The sequence below is a fragment of the Streptomyces sp. NPDC127084 genome (assembly GCF_042724175.1).
Lineage (GTDB): Bacteria > Actinomycetota > Actinomycetes > Streptomycetales > Streptomycetaceae > Streptomyces.
On the sequence record NZ_JBHXFA010000075.1, the window covers coordinates 1 to 22902 of the forward strand.

The 22902-nt window shown below is 69.2% G+C and carries 16 protein-coding genes; 8 read left to right on the forward strand and 8 right to left on the reverse strand.

Features of this window, described 5'->3' with window-relative positions:
* Positions 1 to 85: 85 nt before the first annotated feature.
* From ACFWI9_RS18690 to ACFWI9_RS18700, 3 genes are all read right to left on the reverse strand, one after another.
* Entirely contained in the window at positions 86 to 1918 is a 1833-nt protein-coding gene (locus ACFWI9_RS18690; RefSeq protein WP_387163286.1) for a glycoside hydrolase family 3 protein, read from the reverse strand.
* 457 nt (positions 1919 to 2375) lie between these two features.
* Positions 2376 to 3320 (reverse strand): GNAT family N-acetyltransferase, encoded by a 945-nt coding sequence (locus ACFWI9_RS18695; protein ID WP_387163288.1) that lies wholly within the window; start codon positions 3318 to 3320, stop codon positions 2376 to 2378.
* Between the two features lie 111 nt (positions 3321 to 3431).
* Complete coding sequence (locus ACFWI9_RS18700) at positions 3432 to 4529, reverse strand: LacI family DNA-binding transcriptional regulator (RefSeq protein WP_387163290.1); 1098 nt, start codon at positions 4527 to 4529, stop codon at positions 3432 to 3434.
* 310 nt (positions 4530 to 4839) lie between these two features.
* Between ACFWI9_RS18700 and ACFWI9_RS18705 the strand changes: the two genes are divergently transcribed.
* Both ACFWI9_RS18705 and ACFWI9_RS18710 read left to right on the forward strand, forming a co-directional pair.
* Positions 4840 to 7068 (forward strand): ATP-dependent RecD-like DNA helicase, encoded by a 2229-nt coding sequence (locus ACFWI9_RS18705; RefSeq protein WP_387163292.1) that lies wholly within the window; start codon positions 4840 to 4842, stop codon positions 7066 to 7068.
* A gap of 167 nt (positions 7069 to 7235) precedes the next feature.
* Entirely contained in the window at positions 7236 to 8525 is a 1290-nt protein-coding gene (locus ACFWI9_RS18710) for a citrate synthase (protein ID WP_387163295.1), read from the forward strand.
* Positions 8526 to 9027: 502 nt separating this feature from the next.
* Here the strand turns inward: ACFWI9_RS18710 and ACFWI9_RS18715 are convergent.
* From ACFWI9_RS18715 to ACFWI9_RS18725, 3 genes are all read right to left on the reverse strand, one after another.
* Positions 9028 to 11409, reverse strand: a complete 2382-nt coding sequence (locus ACFWI9_RS18715) for a heavy metal translocating P-type ATPase (RefSeq protein WP_387163297.1) — start codon at positions 11407 to 11409, stop codon at positions 9028 to 9030.
* An 80-nt stretch (positions 11410 to 11489) separates the two neighbouring features.
* A complete protein-coding gene (locus ACFWI9_RS18720) occupies positions 11490 to 11801 on the reverse strand; it encodes a heavy-metal-associated domain-containing protein (protein WP_387163299.1) in 312 nt (103 codons plus the stop codon).
* A gap of 177 nt (positions 11802 to 11978) precedes the next feature.
* Positions 11979 to 12776: a TetR/AcrR family transcriptional regulator gene (locus ACFWI9_RS18725; RefSeq protein WP_387163302.1), complete on the reverse strand. Its 798-nt coding sequence runs from the start codon at positions 12774 to 12776 to the stop codon at positions 11979 to 11981.
* A 181-nt stretch (positions 12777 to 12957) separates the two neighbouring features.
* On the opposite strand from ACFWI9_RS18725, the gene ACFWI9_RS18730 reads away from it, so the two are divergent.
* On the forward strand, positions 12958 to 15216 hold the full coding sequence (locus tag ACFWI9_RS18730) for an MMPL family transporter (RefSeq protein ID WP_387163305.1): 2259 nt from the start codon (positions 12958 to 12960) through the stop codon (positions 15214 to 15216).
* A 44-nt stretch (positions 15217 to 15260) separates the two neighbouring features.
* Here the strand turns inward: ACFWI9_RS18730 and ACFWI9_RS18735 are convergent, their stop codons facing one another.
* Together ACFWI9_RS18735 and ACFWI9_RS18740 are read right to left on the reverse strand one after the other, a co-directional pair.
* A complete protein-coding gene (locus ACFWI9_RS18735) occupies positions 15261 to 15458 on the reverse strand; it encodes a helix-turn-helix transcriptional regulator (protein WP_387163307.1) in 198 nt (65 codons plus the stop codon).
* Positions 15459 to 15779: 321 nt separating this feature from the next.
* Complete coding sequence (locus tag ACFWI9_RS18740) at positions 15780 to 16688, reverse strand: sugar phosphate isomerase/epimerase family protein (protein WP_387163309.1); 909 nt, start codon at positions 16686 to 16688, stop codon at positions 15780 to 15782.
* Between the two features lie 126 nt (positions 16689 to 16814).
* Between ACFWI9_RS18740 and iolC the strand changes: the two genes are divergently transcribed.
* The 5 genes from iolC to ACFWI9_RS18765 all read left to right on the forward strand — a co-directional run bounded on the left by iolC (position 16815) and on the right by ACFWI9_RS18765 (position 22901).
* On the forward strand, positions 16815 to 17867 hold the full coding sequence (gene iolC, locus ACFWI9_RS18745; protein ID WP_387163311.1) for a 5-dehydro-2-deoxygluconokinase: 1053 nt from the start codon (positions 16815 to 16817) through the stop codon (positions 17865 to 17867).
* Positions 17864 to 18703, forward strand: coding sequence for a 5-deoxy-glucuronate isomerase (gene iolB, locus ACFWI9_RS18750; RefSeq protein WP_387163313.1), 840 nt, complete (start codon positions 17864 to 17866; stop codon positions 18701 to 18703). The genes iolC and iolB overlap by 4 nt, the downstream gene beginning before the upstream one ends.
* A complete protein-coding gene (gene iolD / locus ACFWI9_RS18755; RefSeq protein ID WP_387163315.1) occupies positions 18700 to 20622 on the forward strand; it encodes a 3D-(3,5/4)-trihydroxycyclohexane-1,2-dione acylhydrolase (decyclizing) in 1923 nt (640 codons plus the stop codon). Before iolB ends, iolD begins: the two co-directional genes overlap by 4 nt.
* Before the next feature lie 23 nt (positions 20623 to 20645).
* The gene (gene mmsA / locus ACFWI9_RS18760) at positions 20646 to 22148 is read left to right on the forward strand and encodes a CoA-acylating methylmalonate-semialdehyde dehydrogenase (RefSeq protein ID WP_387163317.1); all 1503 of its coding nucleotides are present in this window, start codon (positions 20646 to 20648) and stop codon (positions 22146 to 22148) included.
* A 150-nt stretch (positions 22149 to 22298) separates the two neighbouring features.
* Complete coding sequence (locus ACFWI9_RS18765; RefSeq protein WP_387163319.1) at positions 22299 to 22901, forward strand: DUF4291 domain-containing protein; 603 nt, start codon at positions 22299 to 22301, stop codon at positions 22899 to 22901.
* The last annotated feature ends 1 nt before the right edge of the window (position 22902 follow it).

Below are 22902 nucleotides of genomic sequence, written 5' to 3' on the forward strand. Positions count from 1 at the left end.
GGGCCAGGTGCCACATACCCGGCCGGGCGCCGCCGGGAGGTCTCCATCAGGTTCCAGGTGGAGATTTCCGTCAGGCAACCGAACGTCAATACCCCACCCCGAATCCGATCGGGTAGAGCATCCGCGCCGAGTCCTCCGCGCACGGCACCGGCACCGGCAGTCGGCCCACGGCCTCAGCCTGCCCGGCCATCACGCGCACGGCGGCGCGCAGTTCCACATCGGTCCACCCGTACGCGGCCAGCGAGGCGGCGATACCGGATCCGGTCAAGTGCGCGATGTCATAGGGATTGCGGATGGCCACGGTGACCACGGGCACACCGGTCGCGGCAAGCCGGGACACCAGCGTGCGTTGCGGGCTGTCGGCCGCGATGTTGTATGTCGCCACGACAACCACGTCCATACCGGCCGCCGCTGACACCGCCTCCTCCACATTCGCGGCGGTGGGTGCGATGCCGGTGGCCAGGGGGGTGGCCTTGAAGCCCAGATCGGCGAAGGCTCTGGCGAGTGTGGACGTCGGCGGCGCCGTCGTCCCTGATGGCGAGGCCGGATCGGCGCCGGCCACCAGCACTCGAGGGTGGCTGCGACGGGAAAGCGGCAGCAGTCCCCTTTCGTTCAGCAGGAGGGTGGTGGTCCGCCCGGCGATCCGGTCGGCGGCCATGAGATGGGCTTTGGCCCCGACCGTGCGCAGCACCTCCTGGCGGGACGTGAACGTACTGCGCCGCAGCAAGCCCAGTTTCGCCTTCAAGAGGAGGATGCGCATGACCGACTCCTCAATGCGCCGCTCGGTCAGCTCACCACTTCTGACAGCCCCGAGCACCGCGTTCCAGGCCAGGTCCAGCTTCGGCGGATTGAGCAGTTGGTCGCAGCCAGCCTTGAGCGCGAGCACGGGCACGCGGTCGTCACCGTAGTTCTGTCGGACACCCGCCATGTCGAGGGCATCAGTGACGACGACTCCGTCGTAGCCGAGCTGTTCGCGCAGGATGCCGGTGACGATGGGATGGGACAGCGTCGCCGGATCCCCGCTCGGATCGAGCGAGGGGACCACGATATGCGCGGTCATGATCGAATCGACCCCTGCGGCGATCGCCGCCCGGAACGGCGGCGCGTCCGACTCGTCCCACTGCCCACGGGTGTGCCGGATGGTGGGCAGGGCGTGGTGGCTGTCGCTCTTGGTGTCGCCGTGGCCCGGAAAGTGTTTGGCCGTGGCGGCGATTCCGGCGCTCTGGTACCCCTTCACCTGCGCGGCGACCAGCCCGGCCACGGCACCTGGGTCGGCGCCGAAGGAACGGACGCCGATGACGGGGTTGGCCGGGTTGACGTTGACGTCAGCCACCGGGGCGTAGTTGTGGTTGATACCCATCGCCGCAAGCTCCACCCCCGCGATCCGTGCCGCCTCGCGGGCATCGGCACCCGAACCGCCTGCCCCCAGCGCCATCGCACCCGGCATCAGCGTCGCCGGTGTGCCGACCCGGGCGACGACGCCGTGTTCCTGATCGGTGGAGATCAGCAGTGGGATGGGCGTGGGCCTGCCGAGCGCCGCCCGCTGGATGCCCTGGGAGAGGTCGGCGATCTGGTGCGGATCCCCGGTGTTGTGTGCCCACGCGAAGTAGATGACTCCGCCCACGTGGTATCGCCGGATCAGCTCAGCGGCGTTCCGGACGCCTAGCTCCCGGAGGTTGGCATCGGCGTCGGCCTCGTCGGGTGCGGTGGCGGAGCGCCCGTACACCCGCGCCACGAAGAGCTGGCCGACCTTCTCCTCCAGGCTCATCCGCGAGATGAGCCACTCAAGGCGGCTACGGGAGCGGGCGGCAGACGGTGCCGGGGCGAGCGCGAGAGCCGAGGCGCCGACCGCGGTCGCGGTGAGGACGATTCGTCTGGAGAGGCTGGAGAGGCTGGAGGGGGTGGTCCGGTCCTGCATCGGTGCTCCTTCCACGAAGGATCTGCCAAGAAGCCATGCCAGTAGGGAAAGTAACCGCCAGTCACCGTCTGAGTGCGGGAGGGCGCGCGGGCGACGCCGGGCGATGGGCTCTCCACCGGTGCCAGGGAGGGGAGGCACCGGTGGCGAGCCGCGCCGCCGACCGCAGACGGCAGGTAGGGGAGTCGGCGATCGCGACCAGCAGCGAGAGCCGACACCGTTCTGCGAAGGGGAGCCAGCACAGGCTCCGCCTGCGGCGCGGCATTTGGACGACGCCGGTGCGCCGCAGGTTCCCGGGAAGGTCCGCCTCCCGCTCATCCGGGACCCGTTCACCGGATACGGTGCGGCTGACGGCCGACTGGAACATCCGGCGCCAGGATGGGGCCCGGCCCTTCGAGGCCGCTGCTGTCCTGGACGCTTCCGTCGGCCGCCGATCAGCGACGCGGCGGTCCCGTGAGCCTCATCGGGTGGCCCCCTCCTGGAGGGCTATTCGCCAGTCCTGGCCGACGAGGTCGGTGCCGTAGGAACGGTGGGGCTTCTCCGCGACGAGCGTGAACCCCGCTCGCTGGTAGACCGTGCGAGCCGCGGAAAGGACATCGTTGGTCCACAACACCAGGTCGCGATAGCCGGCTTCGCGGGCGAAGTCCACGACCGCGGCCACCAGGCGGTCCCCGAGACCGTGCCCCCGGGCATCCGGCTCGACCAGCAGTAGCCTCAGCCGCGCCGTGGCCGGCGCTTCGTCCCGTACACACATCACCGAGCCGACCGGCCGGCCGTCCAGCTCGGCTATCCACACCCGCTCCAGATGCGGATCGTGGTCCTGGGCGAAGTCCGCCACTATCCGGGCGACGAGACCTTCGAAATCGGTGTTCCACCCGAACTCCGCCGCGTACAGCGCGCCGTGGCGCTGCACCATCCAGCCCAACTCGCCCGGGACCGGATCACGCAGCACAGGCTCGCCCTGATCGCGGTCCTGCTGGGGGCGGGTTCCGGACAGTATGTCCCGCAGTGTGCGCATCGCCTCGGTCAGCCGTGGACGGTCGGCGTCCGCCACACCGGACAGCAGCCGTCCGACGGCCTCCCGCGACCGCTCGTCGAGCAGGGCGGTCGCCTCGCGCCCCCGGTCCGTGAGCGTGATGCGCTGCCGACGTGAATCCCGTTCCGAGGGACCCCGCTCGACCAGGCCGTCCCGTTCGAACCTGCCGAGGAGGCGACTCAGGTATCCGGCATCCAGTGAGAGCTCCAGACGCAGGTCAGCGGCGTCGGTGCGGGGAGCGTGCGCCAGCTCGTACAGCACACGCGACTCGGTCAACGTGTAGGGCGTGTACAGATGCTTGCTGTAGTCGAGAGCGCCGATGAGGTTGGTGTAGAAGCGATTGAACGCGCGGATCTCCTGAATGGTCATGATCTGCCCGGCCTTTCCCTTGACTGAGTCAAAGCTAGGTTCAGGCACTGACACCGCACAAGGCCTGTGGATAACCTCCGGAGCCGTCGCCCCGCGTCCCCCGGAGTCCGCTCACAGCACCCGTGGCGGCGGCGCCGTCGAGGCCCGTGGGACCAGAACGGCGTCGATCGTCTCGACCCCGCCCGGCGGTGGCCTCTCCGCGCCCACGGCCAGCCGGCCCGCTCGCCTCCCCACCTCGTGCAGCGGCAGCCGTACCGTCGTCAGCGCCGGTACGGCGTCCGCCGAGAACGGCAGATCGTCGAAGCCCGCCACCGACACGTCCTCCGGAACACGCAGTCCCTTCTCGCGGAGAGCGGCGCAGACCCCGAGGGCGACCGTGTCGTCGGCCGCCACGATCGCGGTGAGACCAGGGTCGTGACTCAGCAACTCCCGTGCGGCCTCGTAGCCCGAGCCGCGTTCGTATGTGCAGTACACCGTGAGGCCTTCCCGGTCCGCTCCGACCCCTTCGACTCCCCCGGCTCCTTCGCTGCCTCCGATCCTCGCCCCGGCCAGGGCCGCCCGGTGTCCCTCGAGCCGTTGCCGTGTCGTGGTCCGGTCCGGCGGGCCCGCGACGTAGCCGATCCTGCGATGCCCCAGGGCGATCAGGTGCTCGGTGAGCCGCCTGCTTCCGCCGCGATGGTCGAAGGTGAGCGTCGCCACCGCGGGCCCGCCAGGCAGGGGCGGGCGCCCGCACAGCACCACGGCCGTACCGCAGGCGGCGAGTTTCGCCAGCTTCGCCGTCGTCGCGGCGATGTGCCGCGGATCCTCCAGAGCTCCGCCGGCCAGGATCACCGCCGCCGGGCGCTGCCGTTGCAGCAGCGTGAGACAGGTGAGCTCGCGCTCGGCCGAGCCGCCCGTGTTGCAGACCACCGCCAGCTTTCCCCCGCCTGCTCGCCCGGATACTCCGTCGCCGATCGACGTCTGCGCCGCTCCGGCGATGATCCCGAAGAACGGATCGGCGATGTCGTCGACGAGGATTCCGATCAGGTCCGATGCGGCCGCGGCGAGCGAGCTGGCCGGACCGTTGAGAACGTAGTCCAGCTCGTCGACGGCTCGTAGTACCCGCTCCCGGGTGGCCGCCGCCACCGGGTAGTTGCCGTTGAGGACCCGGGAGACGGTCGCCGGGGATACCCGGGCGCGGGCCGCCACATCCACCAGCGTGACCGTCATCGATACCTCCGGGGAGATCGAGCCGCGCTAATCCCGAAAAAATAACAGCTCGCAATCGTGCAACCCTTCTGGCGTGACGTGAGTCGTAGTTGTCGTCAGGGCTCCGGGGGGATCTGGGGGGATCTGAGGAGTCCGACGATGGGGGGAGTGAACGGGGCCCGGTCATATGACCGGGCCCCTTGAGCTGTTCGCCCTTCGGGCGCGGTTTCCGGCGCCGCGGTACAACCTGGAAACCACGGGGCAGGCCCGCGCAGCCCCGATTCGTCCACAGGCGGTACGCGCTGTCCGACCCGGACGGTAGCGTCGGATCATGTCCAACCTGGCAGTGGTCGAAGGGGTCCTCGAGCGGATCACCTACGCCAACGAGGAGAGCGGGTACACGGTCGCCCGTGTCGACACCGGCCGTGGCAGTGGTGACCTCCTCACGGTGGTCGGCTCACTGCTCGGCGCACAGCCAGGTGAATCACTGCGCATGGAAGGCCGTTGGGGCTCCCACCCCCAATACGGCAAGCAGTTCAGTGTGGAGAACTACACCACGGTCCTCCCCGCCACGATCCAGGGGATCCGCCGCTATCTCGGTTGCGGGTTGATCAAGGGAATCGGACCGAAGATCGCCGAGCGCATCGTCGACCACTTCGGCGCGGGCACCCTCGACATCATCGAGCAGGAGCCCGGGAAGCTCATCGAGGTTCCCGGGCTGGGACCCAAGCGGACCCGGATGATCGGGGCCGCCTGGGAGGAGCAGAAGGCCATCAAGGAGGTCATGGTCTTCCTCCAGGGTGTGGGTGTCTCGACCTCAATCGCCGTGCGTATCTACAAGAAGTACGGCGACGCCTCGATCTCCGTGGTGAGGAACCAGCCGTACCGCCTCGCCGCGGATGTCTGGGGCATCGGCTTCCTCACCGCAGACCGGATCGCCCAGGCGGTCGGCATACCCCACGACAGCCCCGACCGGGTCAAGGCCGGTCTTCAGTACGCCCTGTCGCAGTCCACCGAACAGGGCCACTGCTTCCTGCCCGAGGAACGGCTCATCGCCGACGCGGTGAAACTGCTCCAGGTCGATACCGGCCTGGTCATCGAGTGCCTTGCCGAGCTCGCGGCCGAAGAGGAAGGCGTCGTACGCGAGCGGGTCCCGGACCCGGAGGGAGGCGACCCGGTCACCGCTGTCTACCTGGTGCCGTTCCACCGAGCCGAGCTCTCCCTCTCGGCCCAGCTTCTCCGGCTGCTGCGCGCGGACGACGACAGGATGCCGGCGTTCCAGGACGTCGCCTGGGACAAGGCGCTGGCATGGCTTGCCGACCGTACGGGCGCCGAGCTCGCGCCCGAGCAGCAACAGGCCGTGCAGCTCGCCCTCACCCGCAAGGTAGCGGTCCTCACCGGAGGGCCGGGCTGCGGCAAGTCCTTCACGGTGCGCTCGATCGTGGAGCTCGCGCGGGCGAAGAAGGCCAAGGTGGTGCTCGCCGCGCCCACGGGGCGTGCCGCGAAGCGCCTCTCGGAGCTGACCGGAGCCGACGCGTCCACCGTGCACCGGCTGCTGGAGCTGAAGCCGGGAGGCGACGCGGCGTATGACCGCGACCGGCCGCTCGACGCCGACCTGGTGGTCGTCGACGAGGCCTCCATGCTGGATCTGCTCCTCGCCAACAAACTGGCGAAGGCCGTGGCACCCGGCGCGCATCTGCTGCTTGTGGGGGACGTGGACCAGTTGCCCAGCGTGGGCGCCGGCGAAGTGCTGAGGGACCTGCTCGCCGAGACGGGGCCGGTGCCCAGCGTCCGGCTGACCCGGATCTTCCGGCAGGCACAGCAGTCAGGAGTTGTCACCAACGCCCACCGCATCAACTCAGGGGCGCCGCCCCTGACCCAGGGCCTTGACGACTTCTTCCTTTTCGTGGAGGACGACACCGAGGAGGTGGGGCGGCTCACCGTGGATGTCGCGGCCCGGCGCGTCCCCGCTCGGTTCGGTCTGGACCCCCGGCGTGACGTGCAGGTGCTCGCCCCCATGCACCGGGGGCCGGCGGGCGCCGGCGTCCTCAACGGATTGTTGCAGCAGGCGATCACACCCGGCCGGCCGGACCTGGACGAGAAGCGGTTCGGCGGCAGGGTGTTCCGTGTGGGCGACAAGGTCACCCAGGTTCGCAACAATTACGAGAAGGGGAAGAACGGGGTCTTCAACGGGACAGTCGGTGTGGTGACGTCGCTCAGCCTGGTCGATCAGCGGCTGACTGTGCTCACAGACGAGGACGAGGAGGTGCCCTACGACTTCGACGAGCTGGACGAGCTCGCGCACGCGTACGCGGTCACGATCCACCGGTCCCAGGGCAGCGAGTATCCGGCGGTCGTGATTCCGGTCACCACCAGCGCCTGGATGATGCTCCAGCGGAACCTTCTGTACACGGCTGTGACCCGGGCCAAGAAGCTCGTGGTGCTGGTCGGCTCCCGCAAGGCCATAGGACAGGCCGTGCGCACGGTTTCCGCGGGCAGGCGCTTCACCGCGCTTGATCACCGACTGACGGGTGAAAGGTCCCTGCGAGAGATCGCCTGAGACTTTCGGAACCAAGGTGAAGGGGGCAAGATGAGAAGGTTGACGGCACTGAGTGCCGCCAGTCGGCCCATTGGCCGACCCCGAGTGCACTCTCCTCTGCCGAATGGGGGAAGGTAGAGACAGTCAGGGCACCTCAAAGAAGAGGCACTACGTCGGTGAGGGATGACGTGAGCGACAACTCTGTAGTACTGCGGTACGCGGACGGTGAGTACACCTACCCGGTGGTTGACAGCACTGTCGGCGACAAGGGCTTCGACATCGGGAAGCTCCGGGCGCAGACCGGTCTGGTGACCCTGGACAGCGGTTACGGCAATACCGCCGCCTACAAGTCCGCGATCACCTACCTCGACGGCGAGCAGGGCATCCTGCGCTACCGCGGCTACCCGATCGAGCAGCTCGCTGAGCACTCCACCTTCCTCGAGGTGGCCTACCTGCTGATCAACGGCGAGCTTCCGACGGTCGACGAGCTGGCATCCTTCCAGGGCGAGATCACCCAGCACACCCTGCTGCATGAGGACGTCAAGCGGTTCTTCGACGGCTTCCCGCGTGACGCGCACCCGATGGCGATGCTGTCGTCCGTGGTGAGCGCCCTGTCGACGTTCTACCAGGACAGCCACAACCCGTTCGACGAGAAGCAGCGCAACATCTCCACGATCCGGCTGCTCGCCAAGCTGCCGACGATCGCGGCGTACGCGTACAAGAAGTCGATCGGTCACCCGTTCGTCTACCCGCGCAACGACCTCGGGTATGTGGAGAACTTCCTGCGGATGACCTTCTCGGTCCCGGCGCAGGAGTATGAACTCGACCCGGTCGTGGTCGCCGCCCTCGACAAGCTGCTCATCCTGCACGCGGACCACGAGCAGAACTGCTCGACCTCGACCGTGCGGCTCGTCGGCTCCTCGCAGGCGAACATGTTCGCCTCGATCTCGGCCGGTATCTCCGCCCTGTGGGGCCCGCTGCACGGCGGCGCCAACCAGTCGGTGCTGGAGATGCTCGAAGGCATCGCGGCAGGCGGCGCCGACGTCGACACTTTCATCCGCAAGGTGAAGAACAAGGAGGACGGCGTCCGCCTGATGGGCTTCGGCCACCGGGTCTACAAGAACTTCGACCCCCGGGCCAAGATCATCAAGGCTGCCGCCCACGATGTGCTCTCCGCTCTCGGCAAGTCCGACGAGCTGCTCGACATCGCGCTCAAGCTCGAGGAGCACGCCCTCTCCGACGACTACTTCGTCGAGCGCAAGCTCTACCCGAACGTGGACTTCTACACCGGTCTTATCTACCGGGCCATGGGATTCCCGACTGAGATGTTCACCGTGCTCTTCGCCCTCGGCCGACTGCCCGGCTGGATCGCCCAGTGGCACGAGATGATCAAGGAGCCCGGTTCCCGCATCGGTCGTCCCCGCCAGATCTACACAGGTGAGGTCCTCCGCGACTTCGTGCCGGTGGAGGCTCGCTGACGCGACACGCGCCCGCTGCCGGACGTCTGGAGAACCGACGACGAGGCGGCGAAGTGGAACGAAGAAGCGGGGCGCCGCCCCGCCCCCCCCCCCGCCGGGGCCGCGCGGCGGGGCCAACAGCCCCACCAGGCGCTCACCCCCCCCGCGGGGGGTTCTTTGTCCACCACACCCCCCCCCCCCCCCCAACCCCCCCGGGGGGGGGGCCGGGGCCCGCTTCCCATATCCCCGGTGCGGATTCCCCCCACGGGATCCGGGCCGGGCGTCTGCTGGTTGGTGCTCAGCAGAAGCTCTTCGCGCGGTCTGCCGGGGTACGTATGTCGGGAGGGCCGCTCAAAGCTCCCCGGTCTACGTGCCCCGGCCAACGCTTGCCTGGGACGTCCCCCAAGACATCCCATGAACGTCCCCCAAGACGTTCTGGCATCGCCCACTTAGACTCGCGAAGAGCCCGAATGGTTACCCACAAATATCTGTGATCTGGATCTCTTTGTGAAGGTCCTGTGTATCACGTGAAGGATCGCAGACGAAGGCTGTTGCTGACCACGAAAACGGATGAGAAGGCCATGGCGAATCCGGCGATCATGGGATTCAGCAGTCCGGCGGCGGCCAGCGGCAGGGCCGCGACGTTGTAGCCGAAGGCCCAGAACAGGTTCCCCTTGATGGTGGCGAGGGTGCGCCTGGACAGCCGGATGGCGTCGGCGGCGACCAGGAGATCACCCCTGACGAGCGTGAGATCGCCCGCCTCGATGGCGGCGTCCGTGCCGGTGCCCATGGCCAGCCCGAGGTCCGCGGCGGCAAGCGCGGGCGCGTCGTTCACCCCGTCTCCCACCATGGCGACCTTGCGGCCCGCGGCCTGGAGCCCCCGCACGGTGGCCACCTTGTCCTGCGGCAGCACCTCTGCGTAGACCTCGTCGATACCGACCTCGGCGGCGACCGCCTTGGCGACCGTGCTGTTGTCACCCGTCAGAAGGACCGGCTTCAGGCCCAGGGCCCGCAGCCTCGCCACGGCCTCCGCGCTCGTGGCCTTGACCTCGTCGGCGACGACCAGCACCCCGCGTGCGGTGCCGTCCCAGGCGACGGCGACAGCGGTGCCCGCCGATGAGGCGCCGGTCAGCTCGGCCGGGGGCTGGATGCCCGCTTCCCGAAGCAGCGGGGCCCGTCCGACCAGGACCGCCCGGCCGTCGACCGTGCCGCGCACACCAAGGCCGGGAACGTTCTCGAACCCCTCGGAGGACGGCAGCCCGGCGGTGCCCAGCCGCTCCTCGGCACCGGCCGCGATAGCGCGTGCGACGGGGTGCTCCGAGGCGTGTTCCAAGGCTCCCGCGTACCGCAGCAGCTCCTCCTCGGTGGCGGCTCCGGTGACGAGCACGTCACGCAAGCGCATCCGGCCGGTGGTGACCGTCCCGGTCTTGTCGAGGACGACGGTGTCGACCGTATGGGTCGATTCCAGTACCTCGGGCCCCTTGATGAGGATCCCGAGCTGTGCGCCGCGGCCCGTCCCCACCATGAGCGCGGTCGGGGTGGCGAGCCCCAGGGCGCAGGGGCAGGCGATGATCAGGACGGCGACGGCCGCGGTGAAGGCGGCGGCTGGATCGCTCGTGGTGAGCATCCAGACCACCAGCGTGCCGAGGGCGATCAGCAGCACGACGGGTACGAAGACGGCGGCGATCCGGTCGGCGAGGCGCTGCACCGCGGCCTTGCCGTTCTGGGCGTCCTCGACCATCCGCGCCATCCGCGCCAGCTGGGTGTCGGCGCCGACCCGGGTGGCGCGAACGACGAGCCGTCCCGCCGCGTTGACGGTGGCACCGGTGACGTCGTCCCCGACGGTTACGTCCACCGGTACCGACTCGCCTGTCAGCATCGAGGCGTCCACGGCCGATGAGCCCTCGGCTACGGTGCCGTCGGTGGCGATCTTCTCTCCGGGGCGTACGACGAACAGGTCGCCGACGGCCAGCCGTGCGGCCGGGATACGCACCTCCGCACCGTCTCTGAGTACGGCGACGTCCTTGGCGCCGAGCTCCAGCATGGCGCGCAGGGCGGAGCCGGCCTTCCGCTTCGCCCGTGCCTCCAGATAGCGCCCGAGCAGCAGAAAGGTGATCACACCTGCGGCGACCTCGAGATAGATGGCTGACGAGCTGTCCGCACCTGCCCCCGATGCGGTGATGGTGAACTCGAAGCCGTGGCGCATCCCGGGCATTCCGGCGTGGCCGAAGAACAGCGCCCACAGCGACCAGCCGAAGGCCGCCAGGGTGCCGAGCGAGACCAGGGTGTCCATCGTGGCCGCGCCATGCCGGAGATTCGTCCAGGCGGCGCGGTGGAAGGGGAGCCCGCCCCAGACCACGACCGGCGCGGCCAGGGTGAGGGAGAGCCACTGCCAGTACTCGAACTGGAGTGCGGGGATCATTCCCATGAGAACGACGGGCGCGGCGAGCAGTGCGGAAACGGTCAGCCGCTGCCGCAGAGCGGTGTGAGCGGACGCGGGCTGATCCTGATCCCGGGCTTCGGTGGCGTGGGTGGAACCAGGCTCGGGCTCGGGCGTGGCCACCGGCGCGGGGGCGGCTTCGGGCGCGGGCGCGGACGAAGGGGCCGGGGCGGGCTTCATGGGTGCGGCGTCGGTGGCCGGGTGTGCGGCGGTGGGTGGAGCGGCCAAGGGGGTCGCCGTGTAGCCGGTCCTCTCGACCACGGCGATCAGATCGGGCACCTCGATGTCCTCGCCGTAGGAGACACGGGCCTTCTCCGTCGCGTAGTTCACCGTCGCCGTGACGCCGCTCATGCGGTTGAGCTTCTTCTCGACCCGGGCCGCGCAGGAAGCGCAGGTCATGCCGCCGATCAGGAGTTCGATACGGGGGGCGTCCGTTGCCGACGAGTCGGTCGCGATTCTGCTCATGTGGCTGATGCTCCAAACGCGGGCCCGGCCGCACTGGGTACGTGCGGTGCGACCAGGCCGGAAGCAGGGGTGGGGGCAGGTCAGGCCTGGCTGACGAGTTCGTAGCCCGCCTCGTCGATCGCGGCGCGCACCGCGGACTCGTCGAGCGGGGCTTCGGAGACGACGGTGACCTCTCCGGTCGCTGCCACCGCCGCCACCGAGACCACGCCCGGGAGTTCGGCGATCTCGCTCGACACCGCCCCTTCGCAGTGGCCGCAGGTCATACCCCGCACCTCGTAGACCGCTGTGTACGCGCCCAGGCTGACGTCCTCGGCGCCGCCGTGGCACGAACCGCCGGGGGAACAGCAGGAGCCGGTGGCCTCGGGGGTCGCGGTCGTCGTCTCGGCGGTCATGGCGTTCTCCTCTGCGAGGGTGTGTCGCGCTTCGCGGACACGTCGTGCAACGGGCGGGTGGTGCGTCTGGGGAGTCCGGGAATGCCGGGGCGATCCCCACACTCCTCAGACTATACCCCTAGGGGGTATGAATGCGAGCTTATCCGTGCTCGCCCGCCCCTTGCTCGGGGTGCCCGTTCACCCGGGCGCGTCCGGACGCTGCGTCGCCGCGAGGGCCTCGGCCTCGAGCAGTGGTGTCAGATACCGCAGTAGGAGGTTCTTCAGTTCGGTGATGTAGCCGTCGCGTTCGGCCCCCTCGTGGGCGAGGATCAGCTCCAGTCCCGACTTCACCACCGCGAACGCCATGTTCGCCGTCCTGTGCAGCACGTCCTGAGGGGATGAGGGGTGCAGTTCCCCGAGGATCTGCTCCACTCGGACGAGCAGCGCCGAGTGCACGGCGTCGTGCTCCTCGGTGATCCGACCCGGGATCTCGGAGCCGTGCATAAGGACCGTGAAGGCCGGATTCTCGCAGTTGAACGCGATGAGCGGGTCGAGGAACGAGTCCAGCAGGCGCTCCGGCGGCAGCGTGGTGTCGAGTTCCTCGAACACCGTGCCGTAGGAATCGCGCCAGCGGTGCAGTAGTTGCCCGCCCAACTCCACGGCGATGGCTTCCTTGTTCGGGAAGAACTGGTACAGCGTGCCGGGTGAGACCCCCGCTTCGCGGGCGATGGCGTTGGTGCTGGCCGCGGTGTAGCCGTTGCGGCAGAAGACCTCCGACGCCGCTTTGAGCAGCTGGGCGATACGGCGCTCGCCGCGGGCCTGTCGGCGGCGCGGCTGGGTGGAGTCGGCCGTGCTGCGGGCGTGCTGCTCCGCCGCCTCCGGTGCCGCCGGCTCCCCTGCCTCCTTCGGCGTCGCCGACTTCTCTGCCGACTTCGTCACGGGTCCGGTCGATGGCCCGCTTGCCGCCTTCTTTCCCGCCTTGGGCTTGTCCGGCATGTGCATCACCGATCCCCAGCTTTCCGATCACGGTTGACAAACACGAGAGGTCGCTCGCATTCTGGTGAAACACGAGCGATGACTCGTGTTTTCCAGTCTATTGGCAATGGCCGACCGGTGCTGCCTGCCCGCCCGCGTGCCTGCGGCACCGTACCGGTCTTGGTGAAGGGGACACCGCACCATGTCTGTAGTCAACAGCGGACCGCGCCCTGGCCGCTGGACACGCCTCGTCACAGCGCGCCCACGGCTGTCACTGCTGCTCGCGCTGGTCGTCACGGCGCTCGCCGTGTTCGCGGGCAGCGGGGCCGCCGATCGTCTGAGCAGTGGCGGCTGGGAAGACCCCGGCTCCCAGTCGAGCTACGCCGCCAAGGCGCTCGACCGCGAGTTCGCCGGCGCACGGCCGAATCTGCTCCTGCTCGTAGACAGCGGAGGCAAGGGCGTTGACGATCCCGCCGTGGCCGGTGAGGCCAGCCGGCTGGTGAAGCGGCTCTCCGCGGAGGAAGGCGTCACCGGCGTCGGCTCGTACTGGCAGAGCGGGTCGCCCTCGCTGCGATCCCACGACGGCCAGGAAGCGCTGATCGCCGCCCGGGTCCAGGGCGACGAGAAAGAGGCCGGAGAAGTGCTGGAGCGCATCGCGCCCGGCTACCGGGGCACGCACGGGTCCGTGGAGGTCTCCATAGGCGGGCCGGTCGCGGTGATGCACGACATGCAGACCATCATCCAGGAGGACCTGCTGCGGGCCGAGATGATCGCCCTGCCGGTGACACTGGTGCTGCTCGTCATGGTGTTCGGCAGCGCGGTCGCGGCGATGCTGCCGCTTGTGATCGGCGTCGTCGCGATCCTGGGTACGAACGCGATCCTGAACGGTCTCACCGCCTTCACCGATGTCTCGGTGTTCGCGCTGAACCTGACGACGGCGCTGGGCCTCGGGCTCGCCATCGACTACGCCCTGTTCATCGTGCGCAGGTTCCGGGAGGAGCTCGCGGCCGGGGCGGCCACCCGCCAGGCGGTGGGGATCACCCTGCGCACCGCTGGTCGCACGGTCCTGTTCTCCGCGCTGACAGTGGCCGTTTCGCTCTCAGCGATGCTGGTCTTCCCGCAGTACTTCCTCAGGTCGTTCGCGTATGCCGGAATCGCAGTGGTCTTGCTGGCCGCAACAGCGGCGCTGATTTTGCTGCCCGCCGCGCTGATGTTGCTGGGCGAGCGGGTGAACGCGCTGGATCTGCGCAGGCTTATGCGGTCGCGCGGGAGTGCGCGGGCCGCCGCCGGACTCGAGGACAGTGGCGAAGGCACGCGCTGGGGCCGGGCGGTCGCCCTGGTGATGCGCAGGGCACCGGTGTTCGCGGTGTTCACCACCGCCGTCCTGGTGCTCCTCGGACTCCCCTTCCTGGGGGTGAAGTTCGGCCCCGCTGACGACCGCCAACTGCCACCGAGCGCGGAGTCGCACGTGGTGCAGGAGCACATCCGGGAAGGGTTCCCCGGCAGCCCCAGCGGCGGGCTTGAGGTGTTCGCCGAGGGAGCGGCCACACCGGCGCAGTACGCCGAGTACCGCACCCGGCTCGAGGGGCTTCCCGGCGTGCTTCGGGTGGACGGACCGCTGGTGTCGGGTACGAACGCGACCTTCACCGTGCTGCCCGAGGAGAAGGCTGTGGGCGAGGAGACCCAGCGACTGGTGCGGGAGGTGCGCGAACAGCCCGCGCCCTTCGAGACCTCGGTTGCCGGGGCGGCTGCGATGCTGGTCGACTCCAAGGCCGCCATCGGAGAGCGGCTGCCCTGGGCGGCGGCCATCATCGTCGTCGTCACCCTGCTGCTGGTCTTCCTGCTGACGGGCAGTGTGCTGATCCCGCTCCAAGCGGTCGTCCTCAACGGGCTGAGCCTCACCGCGATGTTCGGGGCAGTGGTCTGGATCTTCCAGGAAGGCCATCTGTCCGGGCTGCTCGCCTTCACCTCGACCGGTGACATCGAGGCCACCCTGCCCGTGCTGATGTTCTGTGTCGCCTTCGGCCTTTCCATGGACTACGGGGTGTTCCTGCTCTCGCGGATCAAGGAGGAGTACGACCGCACGGGAGACCATGAGCACGCGGTGGCCTACGGTCTGCGCCGCACAGGCGGACTGATCACCGCCGCTGCTGTGATTCTCGCCGTGGTGATGGTCGCGATCGGCGCCTCGCGGGTGACCAACGCCAAGATGCTCGGCCTGGGAATCGCCCTGGCCGTGCTGATGGACGCGACGGTGGTACGCAGTCTGCTCGTTCCCTCGGTGATGAAGCTGACAGGCCGTGCGACGTGGTGGGCACCGGCTCCACTGCGTGCTCTTTACAGCAGGTTCGGCATCAGCGAGGGCGAGATACCCCATCCGCCCGTGCGGGCGGAAGGAGTCGCGGAGGAGGCGGAGCTCGACGACCGGGACCGCGACCGGGACCGTACGCCGGTGGGCTAGGCACTGCCGGGCACCTGGGTGGCAGGATTCCGTGGCGCGCGAGTTCACTCCCTGCGGGATCTGTTGCCGGGGCGGTTGGCCACCCAGGTGCGGATGGTATCCGCGTACCAGTACGGCTTTCCCGCCTCGACATGGTCGGGGGGCGGGAGGAGCCCGTGCTTGCGATAGGAGCGAACCGTGTCCGGCTGCACCCGGATGTGTGCGGCGATGTCCTTGTAGGACCAGAGCCGGTTGTCCGTCATGTGTGGCACCTCCCTGCGTGCGCCGCAGTGGCGGCAGGAGCCGTCGGACGAACTGCGACGCGGACACCGCCGATCACTGGTGATCAACGAGCCCGTGCCCTATGAACGAATCGCATGGAGCAAGGGGGAGTGGCTGTCGAGAGCCTGTGACGGAAGGCCCGCGTAATGGAGACATGTGTGACGGGACGCCTATTGATGTGACGAAGTCGCCATCATCGGGCAGTTGACGCGCAGTGGTGCGATCCGCATGAGTCCCGTGAATGGTGCGGGCGTTGCGAGTCGTGAGGCATGGAGAGTCGGCGTCTCTCCGGTTCCTCTGGGTCAGGCTCCGCAGGAGCGGAGGAAACGCCGGGTGCGTTCGGCGATAGGGAAGGGCCTGCCCGGCGGGCAGGGATACATGTCCTGCTCGACAATGGCGAACAGCTCGGCCCCCAGTCGCCCGGCAGCGGCGAGCACGGGCTCCAGCGCCGGCACCCCGGACGGCGGTTCGCACATCACACCCCGTGCCACGGCAGGTCCGAACGGCACCTCGTTGGCGATCACTTCGGCGAGGATCGCAGGATCCACCTGCTTGAGGTGGAGGTAGCCGATCCGCTCACCGTAGGTCTCGATGAGCTTGACGCTGTCCCCGCCGCAGTAGGCGTAGTGCCCGGTGTCCAGGCAGAGGGAGACCAGGTCGGGGTCGGTCGCGTCCAGGAAGCGGTTGACGTTCTTCTCACTGTCGATATGGGTGTCCGCGTGCGGATGCACCACGACGCGCAGTCCGAATCGGTCGCCGACCTCTCGGCCCAGGCGCTCGGTCTGGGAGCTGAGATGGTGCCACTGCTCGGCGGTGAGCGTCCGGTCCTCCAATACCTCACCCGTCTTGTCGTCGCGCCAGAAGGAAGGGATGACCACGAGGTGCTCGGCGCCCATCGCCCGGGTCAGCGCGGCGACGCCTGCGACATGGGCCCAGGTCTCGTCCCACACGGCCGGTCCGTGGTGCAGCCCGGTGAAGACGGTTCCCGCGGAGACCCGTAGCCCGCGGGACGAGGTCTCCTCGGTGAGCCGGGCGGGGTCGGTCGGGAGATAGCCGTACGGGCCGAGTTCGATCCACTCGTAGCCCGCCTGCGCCACCTCGTCGAGGAAACGCTGCCAGGGCACCTGCCGCGGGTCGTCGGGGAACCACACCCCCCAGGAGTCAGGGGCCGATCCGATCCGGATGCGGTGGAGCGAAGAGGGGGAGGCCATGGCGGTCAGCCTTCCGGCGGTTTCGGAAAGGTGTCAAGACTTCGTCCGAATGTAAGGACAAATGTTGACAGCCCTTGAGGAGGGGATTAGACCAGGGTGCAGCCGGCGTGGACCGAAGGGATGCTTATGCCTCAGCCGCCTCAGTCGTACGACGTGATCACGATGGGCCGGATCGGAGTGGACATCTACCCCCTGCAGGCGGGGGTCCCGCTGGCGAAAGTCGAGACCTTCGGGAAGTTCCTCGGCGGCTCCGCCACGAATGTGGCGGTGGCGGCGGCACGGCTCGGCCGCCAAACGGCCGTGATCACCCGTACCGGGGAGGACGCCTTCGGCGTGTACCTACACGAAGCGCTCAGGGGGTTCGGCGTCGATGACCGATGGGTGACAGCCGTTCCCGGGCTGCCCACGCCCGTGACCTTCTGCGAGCTCTTCCCCCCGGACGACTTTCCGCTCTACTTCTATCGCCAGCCGAAGGCCCCGGACCTTGAACTGCGCGCCGGAGAACTCGACCTGGCCGCCATCGCCGGCGCACGGGTCTTCTGGATGACGGGCACCGGACTCTGCGCCGAGCCCAGCAGGGCGGCCACCCTCGCCGCGCTGGAGCATCGCGCGGAGTCCGGGACCGGCGAGGCCGTCACCGTCTTCGACCTCGACTGGCGGCCCATGTTCTGGACCGATCCGGGCCAGGCGCGCGCTCTGTACGCACAGGCCCTCGCGCGGGCGACCGTCGCTGTCGGCAATCTCGGTGAATGTGAGATCGCCACAGGAGAGCGCGAACCATACGCCGCGGCACGCGCGTTGCTCGAATCCGGGGTCGAGCTGGCCGTGGTGAAGCAGGGCCCCAAGGGTGTACTGGCCTTGCACCGGGACGGAACCACCGCCGAGGTGCCACCCGTGCCGATTGACGTGGTCAACGGACTCGGCGCGGGTGACGCGTTCGGCGGCGCGATGGTCCATGGACTGCTGGCCGGATGGGAGTTGGAGGACACCATGCGGTTCGCCAACGCGGCCGGTGCGATCGTCGCCTCCCGGCTCGCCTGCTCCTCCGCCATGCCCTATCCGCCCGAGGTCGAAGCCCTGCTCGAAGGGCGCGCACCGAACCCGGAGCCCTGCCCCGCACCCACAGCGGACCAGACACAGCGCGGATTGTCCGGCCAGTCCTTCCGGGCGGCGCCATGACCGGGCGCGGCACCGGCGACTCACCGCCCCCCGACCGGCATGTGCGGGCAGCGACCGCCGCCGCGGGGTCGTATGTGCTCGACATCGATCCCAGGTCGGCCGGATGGGGCTACTCCGCCCTGCGGATTCTGGAGCTGAGCCCAGGCGGTTCCCATCTGCTGGGCGCAGGGGACAGCGAATGGATCGTGCTCCCCCTCAGTGGCGGTTGTGCGGTGCAGGTCGAGGACCGGGCCATGGAACTGCGGGGCAGGGAAAGCGTGTTCGCCGGCGTCACAGACTTCGCCTACGTACCGCGTGACGTCCACGCACGGATCACCTCCGGCGCGGGTGGCCGCTTCGCCCTGGCAGGGGCGAAGTGCGAGCGTCGGCTCCTGGCCCGCTACGGCCCGGCGCCGGAGGTACCCGTCGAGCACCGCGGCACCGGCGGCTGTGCCCGCACAGTGCACAACTTCGCCGCCGCCGACTCCTTCGAGTGCGACCGCCTCATCGCCGTCGAGGTGCTCACGCCGGGGGGCAACTGGTCGTCGTATCCGCCCCACAAGCACGACGAGCACCGGCCCGGAGAGGAGACCAGACTGGAGGAGATCTACTACTTCGAGATCGAGGGACCGCACGGCTTCGGCTACCAGCGGGTGTCACCGTCGCGCCCGGGGGGAACGGATCTGCTCGCCGAGGTCCGCAGCGGCGACGCCGTGCTCGTCCCGGACGGCTGGCACGGTCCGTCGATCGCCGCGCCGGGACATGACATGTACTACCTGAACGTTATGGCGGGACCGGGCCCGGAGCGTGAATGGCGGATCTGTTTCCACCCCGACCACACGGAGGGTTACCGATGAGCACGGGACCGATCACGCCCCGCGCCGGCACACGCCGCCTGACCACCGCCCAGGCGCTGGTCGCCTTCCTGGCCCGCCAGTACACGGAGCGCGACGGCCACCGCCGCCGGCTGATCGGTGCCACCTGGGGCATCTTCGGCCATGGAAACGTGGCCGGGATCGGTCAGGCCCTGCTGGAGAGCGGCCCTGAGATGCCGTACTACCAGGGCCGCAGCGAGCAGGCCATGGTCCACGCGGCCGTCGGCTACGCCCGCCAGTGCGCCCGGCTCTCCACCCAGGCCGTCACGACCTCCATCGGCCCCGGCGCCACCAACCTCGTCACCGGCGCGGCCCTCGCCACCATCAACAGGCTGCCCGTGCTGCTGCTCCCTGGCGACGTCTTCGCGACCCGCCCGGCCGACCCTGTGCTCCAGCAGCTGGAAGTCCCCCAGGCGGGGGACGTCTCCGTCAACGACACCCTGCGTCCCGTATCGAGGTACTTCGACCGGATCACCCGGCCCGAGGCGCTCATCCCGGCCGCCCTCGCCGCCATGCGGGTGCTCACCGACCCCGCCGAGACAGGTGCGGTCACCCTCGCACTGCCGCAGGACGTGCAGGCCGAGGCGTATGACTGGCCGGAGGAGTTCCTCGCCGAGCGCGTCTGGCGGGTACGCCGCCCCCAGCCCGACCCGGAGGCGCTGGCCGAGGCCGCCCGGGCCATCGCAGGCGCCCGCCGGCCCCTGATCATCGCGGGCGGCGGGGTGCGCCACAGTGAAGCGGAGGAGGCGCTGAAGGACTTGGCCGAAGCCACCGGCATCCCCGTCGCCTCCACCCAGGCGGGCAAGGGCTCGCTGCGCCACGACCATCCCGCCGACGTCGGTGGGATCGGGCACACGGGAACCGCGACCGCCGACGAGCTGGCTCGGTCCGCCGACCTCGTCATCGGCGCCGGCACCCGCTACTCCGACTTCACCACCGCGTCCTCGACTCTCTTCACCCGCCCCGGGGTCCGCTTCGTCAATCTCAATATCACCGGCTTCGATGCCCACAAGCTGGCCGCTCTCCCCCTGGTGGCCGACGCCCGTACCGGACTCGAAGCGCTCACCACCGCCCTGCGCGGCCACCGTGTGGAGCACGGCTACGAGACGGAGTACACCAGCGGCAAGGAACGCTGGGAGCGGCGTGTCGACGCCGCGTACGAAGCACGCGACGAGGAGGTCCGCCCCACCCAGCCTCAAGTGCTCGGGGTACTCGACAGCCTGGTGACCGAGGACGACATCGTGATCAACGCGGCGGGCTCGCTCCCCAGCGATCTGCACAAGCTCTGGCGGAGCCGTTCAAGCGACCAGTACCACGTCGAGTACGGGTACTCCTGCATGGGATACGAGATCCCCGCGGCGATCGGTGTGGCCATGGCGGCTCCGGGCCGGCCGGTCTGGGCTCTGGTCGGCGACGGCACCTATCTGATGAACCCCACCGAGATCGTGACAGCGGTGCAGGAGAACATCCCGATCAAGGTAGTGATCCTCCAGAACCACGGGTATGCGTCCATCGAGGGCCTGTCCGAGGCGGTCGGTGCCGAGCGGTTCGGCACGGCCTACCGCTACCGGGAGTCCCCGGACGCCGGCGCCCCCGGCACCGGCAGCTACACGGGTAGTCCACTCCCCGTTGACCTCGGAGCCAACGCGGCATCCCTGGGAATGCGAGTTATTCGCGCCAAAACCGTACGTGACCTGCGGGAAGCCATGGCCGAGGCCCGTGCGGCAGACCGTCCCACATGTGTCTACACCGAGACCGAAACGGCAGACACTGTGTCGGGCCCGCCGCAGGCCCAGGCGTGGTGGGATGTTCCTGTGGCCGAGACCGCGACCCGACCGTCGGCGGTCGAGGCCCGGCAGGAGTACGACCGCCAGGTCGCAGCCCGACGCCGCCATCTCTGAAGGACTTGAAGGAGCTTTCCACCATGACGAAGCACGTCAACCACTGGATCGGTGGCAAGATCGTCGAGGGCGCGTCCGGCAACTGGGGACCGGTCACCGACCCGGCGACCGGTGCCGTGACCCGGGAGGTGGCGCTCGCCTCCGTGGCCGAGGTCGACGCGGCCGTCGCCGCCGCGAAGGACGCCTACGCCACCTGGGGTACGTCCTCGCTGGCCCAGCGCACCACGATCCTGTTCCGTTTCCGTGCCCTGCTGGACGCGAACCGTGACGCCATCGCCGAGCTGATCACCGCCGAGCACGGCAAGGTCCACTCCGACGCGCTCGGCGAGGTCGCCCGCGGTCTGGAGATCGTGGAACTGGCCTGCGGAATCACCACCCAGCTCAAGGGCGAGCTGTCCACCCAGGTGTCGAACCGGGTAGACGTGGCCGCGATCCGCCAGCCGGTCGGCGTGGTCGCCGGCATCACGCCGTTCAACTTCCCCGCGATGGTTCCGATGTGGATGTTCCCCATCGCCATCGCCTGCGGCAACACCTTCGTCCTCAAGCCGAGCGAGAAGGACCCTTCGGCGGCCTTGAAGATCGCCGAACTGCTCGCCGAGGCGGGTCTGCCGGACGGTGTCTTCAACGTCCTCCAGGGTGACAAGGTCGCGGTGGACCGCCTTCTCGAGCACCCCGACATCGCGGCGATCTCCTTCGTCGGCTCCACGCCGATCGCCCGCCACATCCACACCACCGCAGCGGCCAACGGCAAGCGCGTCCAGGCGCTCGGCGGCGCCAAAAACCACATGCTGGTCCTCCCGGACGCGGACCTGGACGCCGCGGCGGACGCCGCTGTCTCCGCCGCCTACGGCTCAGCGGGCGAGCGCTGCATGGCGATCTCCGCCGTCGTCGCGGTCGGTTCGATCGGTGACGAACTGGTCGCCAGGATCCGCGAGCGCGCCGAGAAGATCAAGATCGGCCCCGGCAACGACCCGGCCTCCGAGATGGGCCCGCTGATCACCAAGGCCCACCGCGACAAGGTCGCCTCCTACGTCCGCGGCGCTGCCGCACAGGGCTCCGAAGTCGTCCTGGACGGCACGGGCCACACGGTCGAAGGCTTCGAAGACGGCCACTGGATCGGCCTGTCGCTGCTGGACAAGGTTCCCACCGACTCCGACGCCTACCGCGACGAGATCTTCGGGCCCGTACTGTGCGTGCTGCGCGCCGACACGTACGAGGAAGGCGTCGCGCTCATCAACGCTTCGCCGTTCGGCAACGGCACCGCGATCTTCACTCGCGACGGCGGCGCCGCGCGGCGCTTCCAGATGGAGATCGAGGCCGGCATGGTCGGGGTGAACGTGCCGATCCCGGTACCCGTCGGCTACCACAGCTTCGGCGGTTGGAAGGACTCCCTCTTCGGCGACCACCACATCTACGGCAACGACGGTGTGCACTTCTACACGCGCGGCAAGGTCGTCACCACCCGCTGGCCCGACCCGTCCGACGCCCCGGCCGGCGTGGACCTGGGCTTCCCCCGCAACCACTGACCGCTGACGGTGCTCGCCAGGTGGCCGGTACGGGATCCTCCCGTACCGGCCGCTGGCTGCTCAGTGAGGCGCGGCCCTGCGATCGACGGTGCACGACTACTCGACTAATCGGGGAGACCAGCGGATCTTCAGACGGTAGGTTCGGCGCCCATGACCGTCCCCAAGTACCAGATCCGTGCCGTCCACACCGCCTCCACGGTTACCGTCTACCAGGCGTACGACCCGGCCATCGGCATTCCCGCGGTCCGCGACGGTCGCTTCCCGGCCGCGTGGAAGCGCGACCGGATGACATGGATCAAGCCGTCGTTCCTGTGGATGATGTACCGCTGCGGCTGGGGAGCCAAGGAGGGCCAGCAGACGGTGCTGGCCGTCGAGATCGACCGAGTGGGCTTCGAATGGGCGCTGCGCCACGCCTGCCTGTCCCACTACGTACCGGAGCTCCACAGCGGCCAGGCCGAGTGGAAAAGGCAGTTGAGGCAGGCACCGGCCCGGGTGCAGTGGGACCCCGAGCGTGATCTGCGCCTCGCGCCGCTGCCTTACCGTTCGCTCCAGCTGGGGCTCGGGGGTGCGGCGTCGGCGCGGTACGCGGACGAATGGACCGTCGCCATCGAGGACGTGACGCCGCTCGCCCACGACATCCACCGGCTGGTGCGGGCCGGGGATGTCGAGGGCGCCGGGCGGCTGTTGCCCAAGGAACTGCCTTACCCGGCCGGGGGCGAGCTCCTCGGGCATCTGGTGCGCCCGGAGGGGTGAC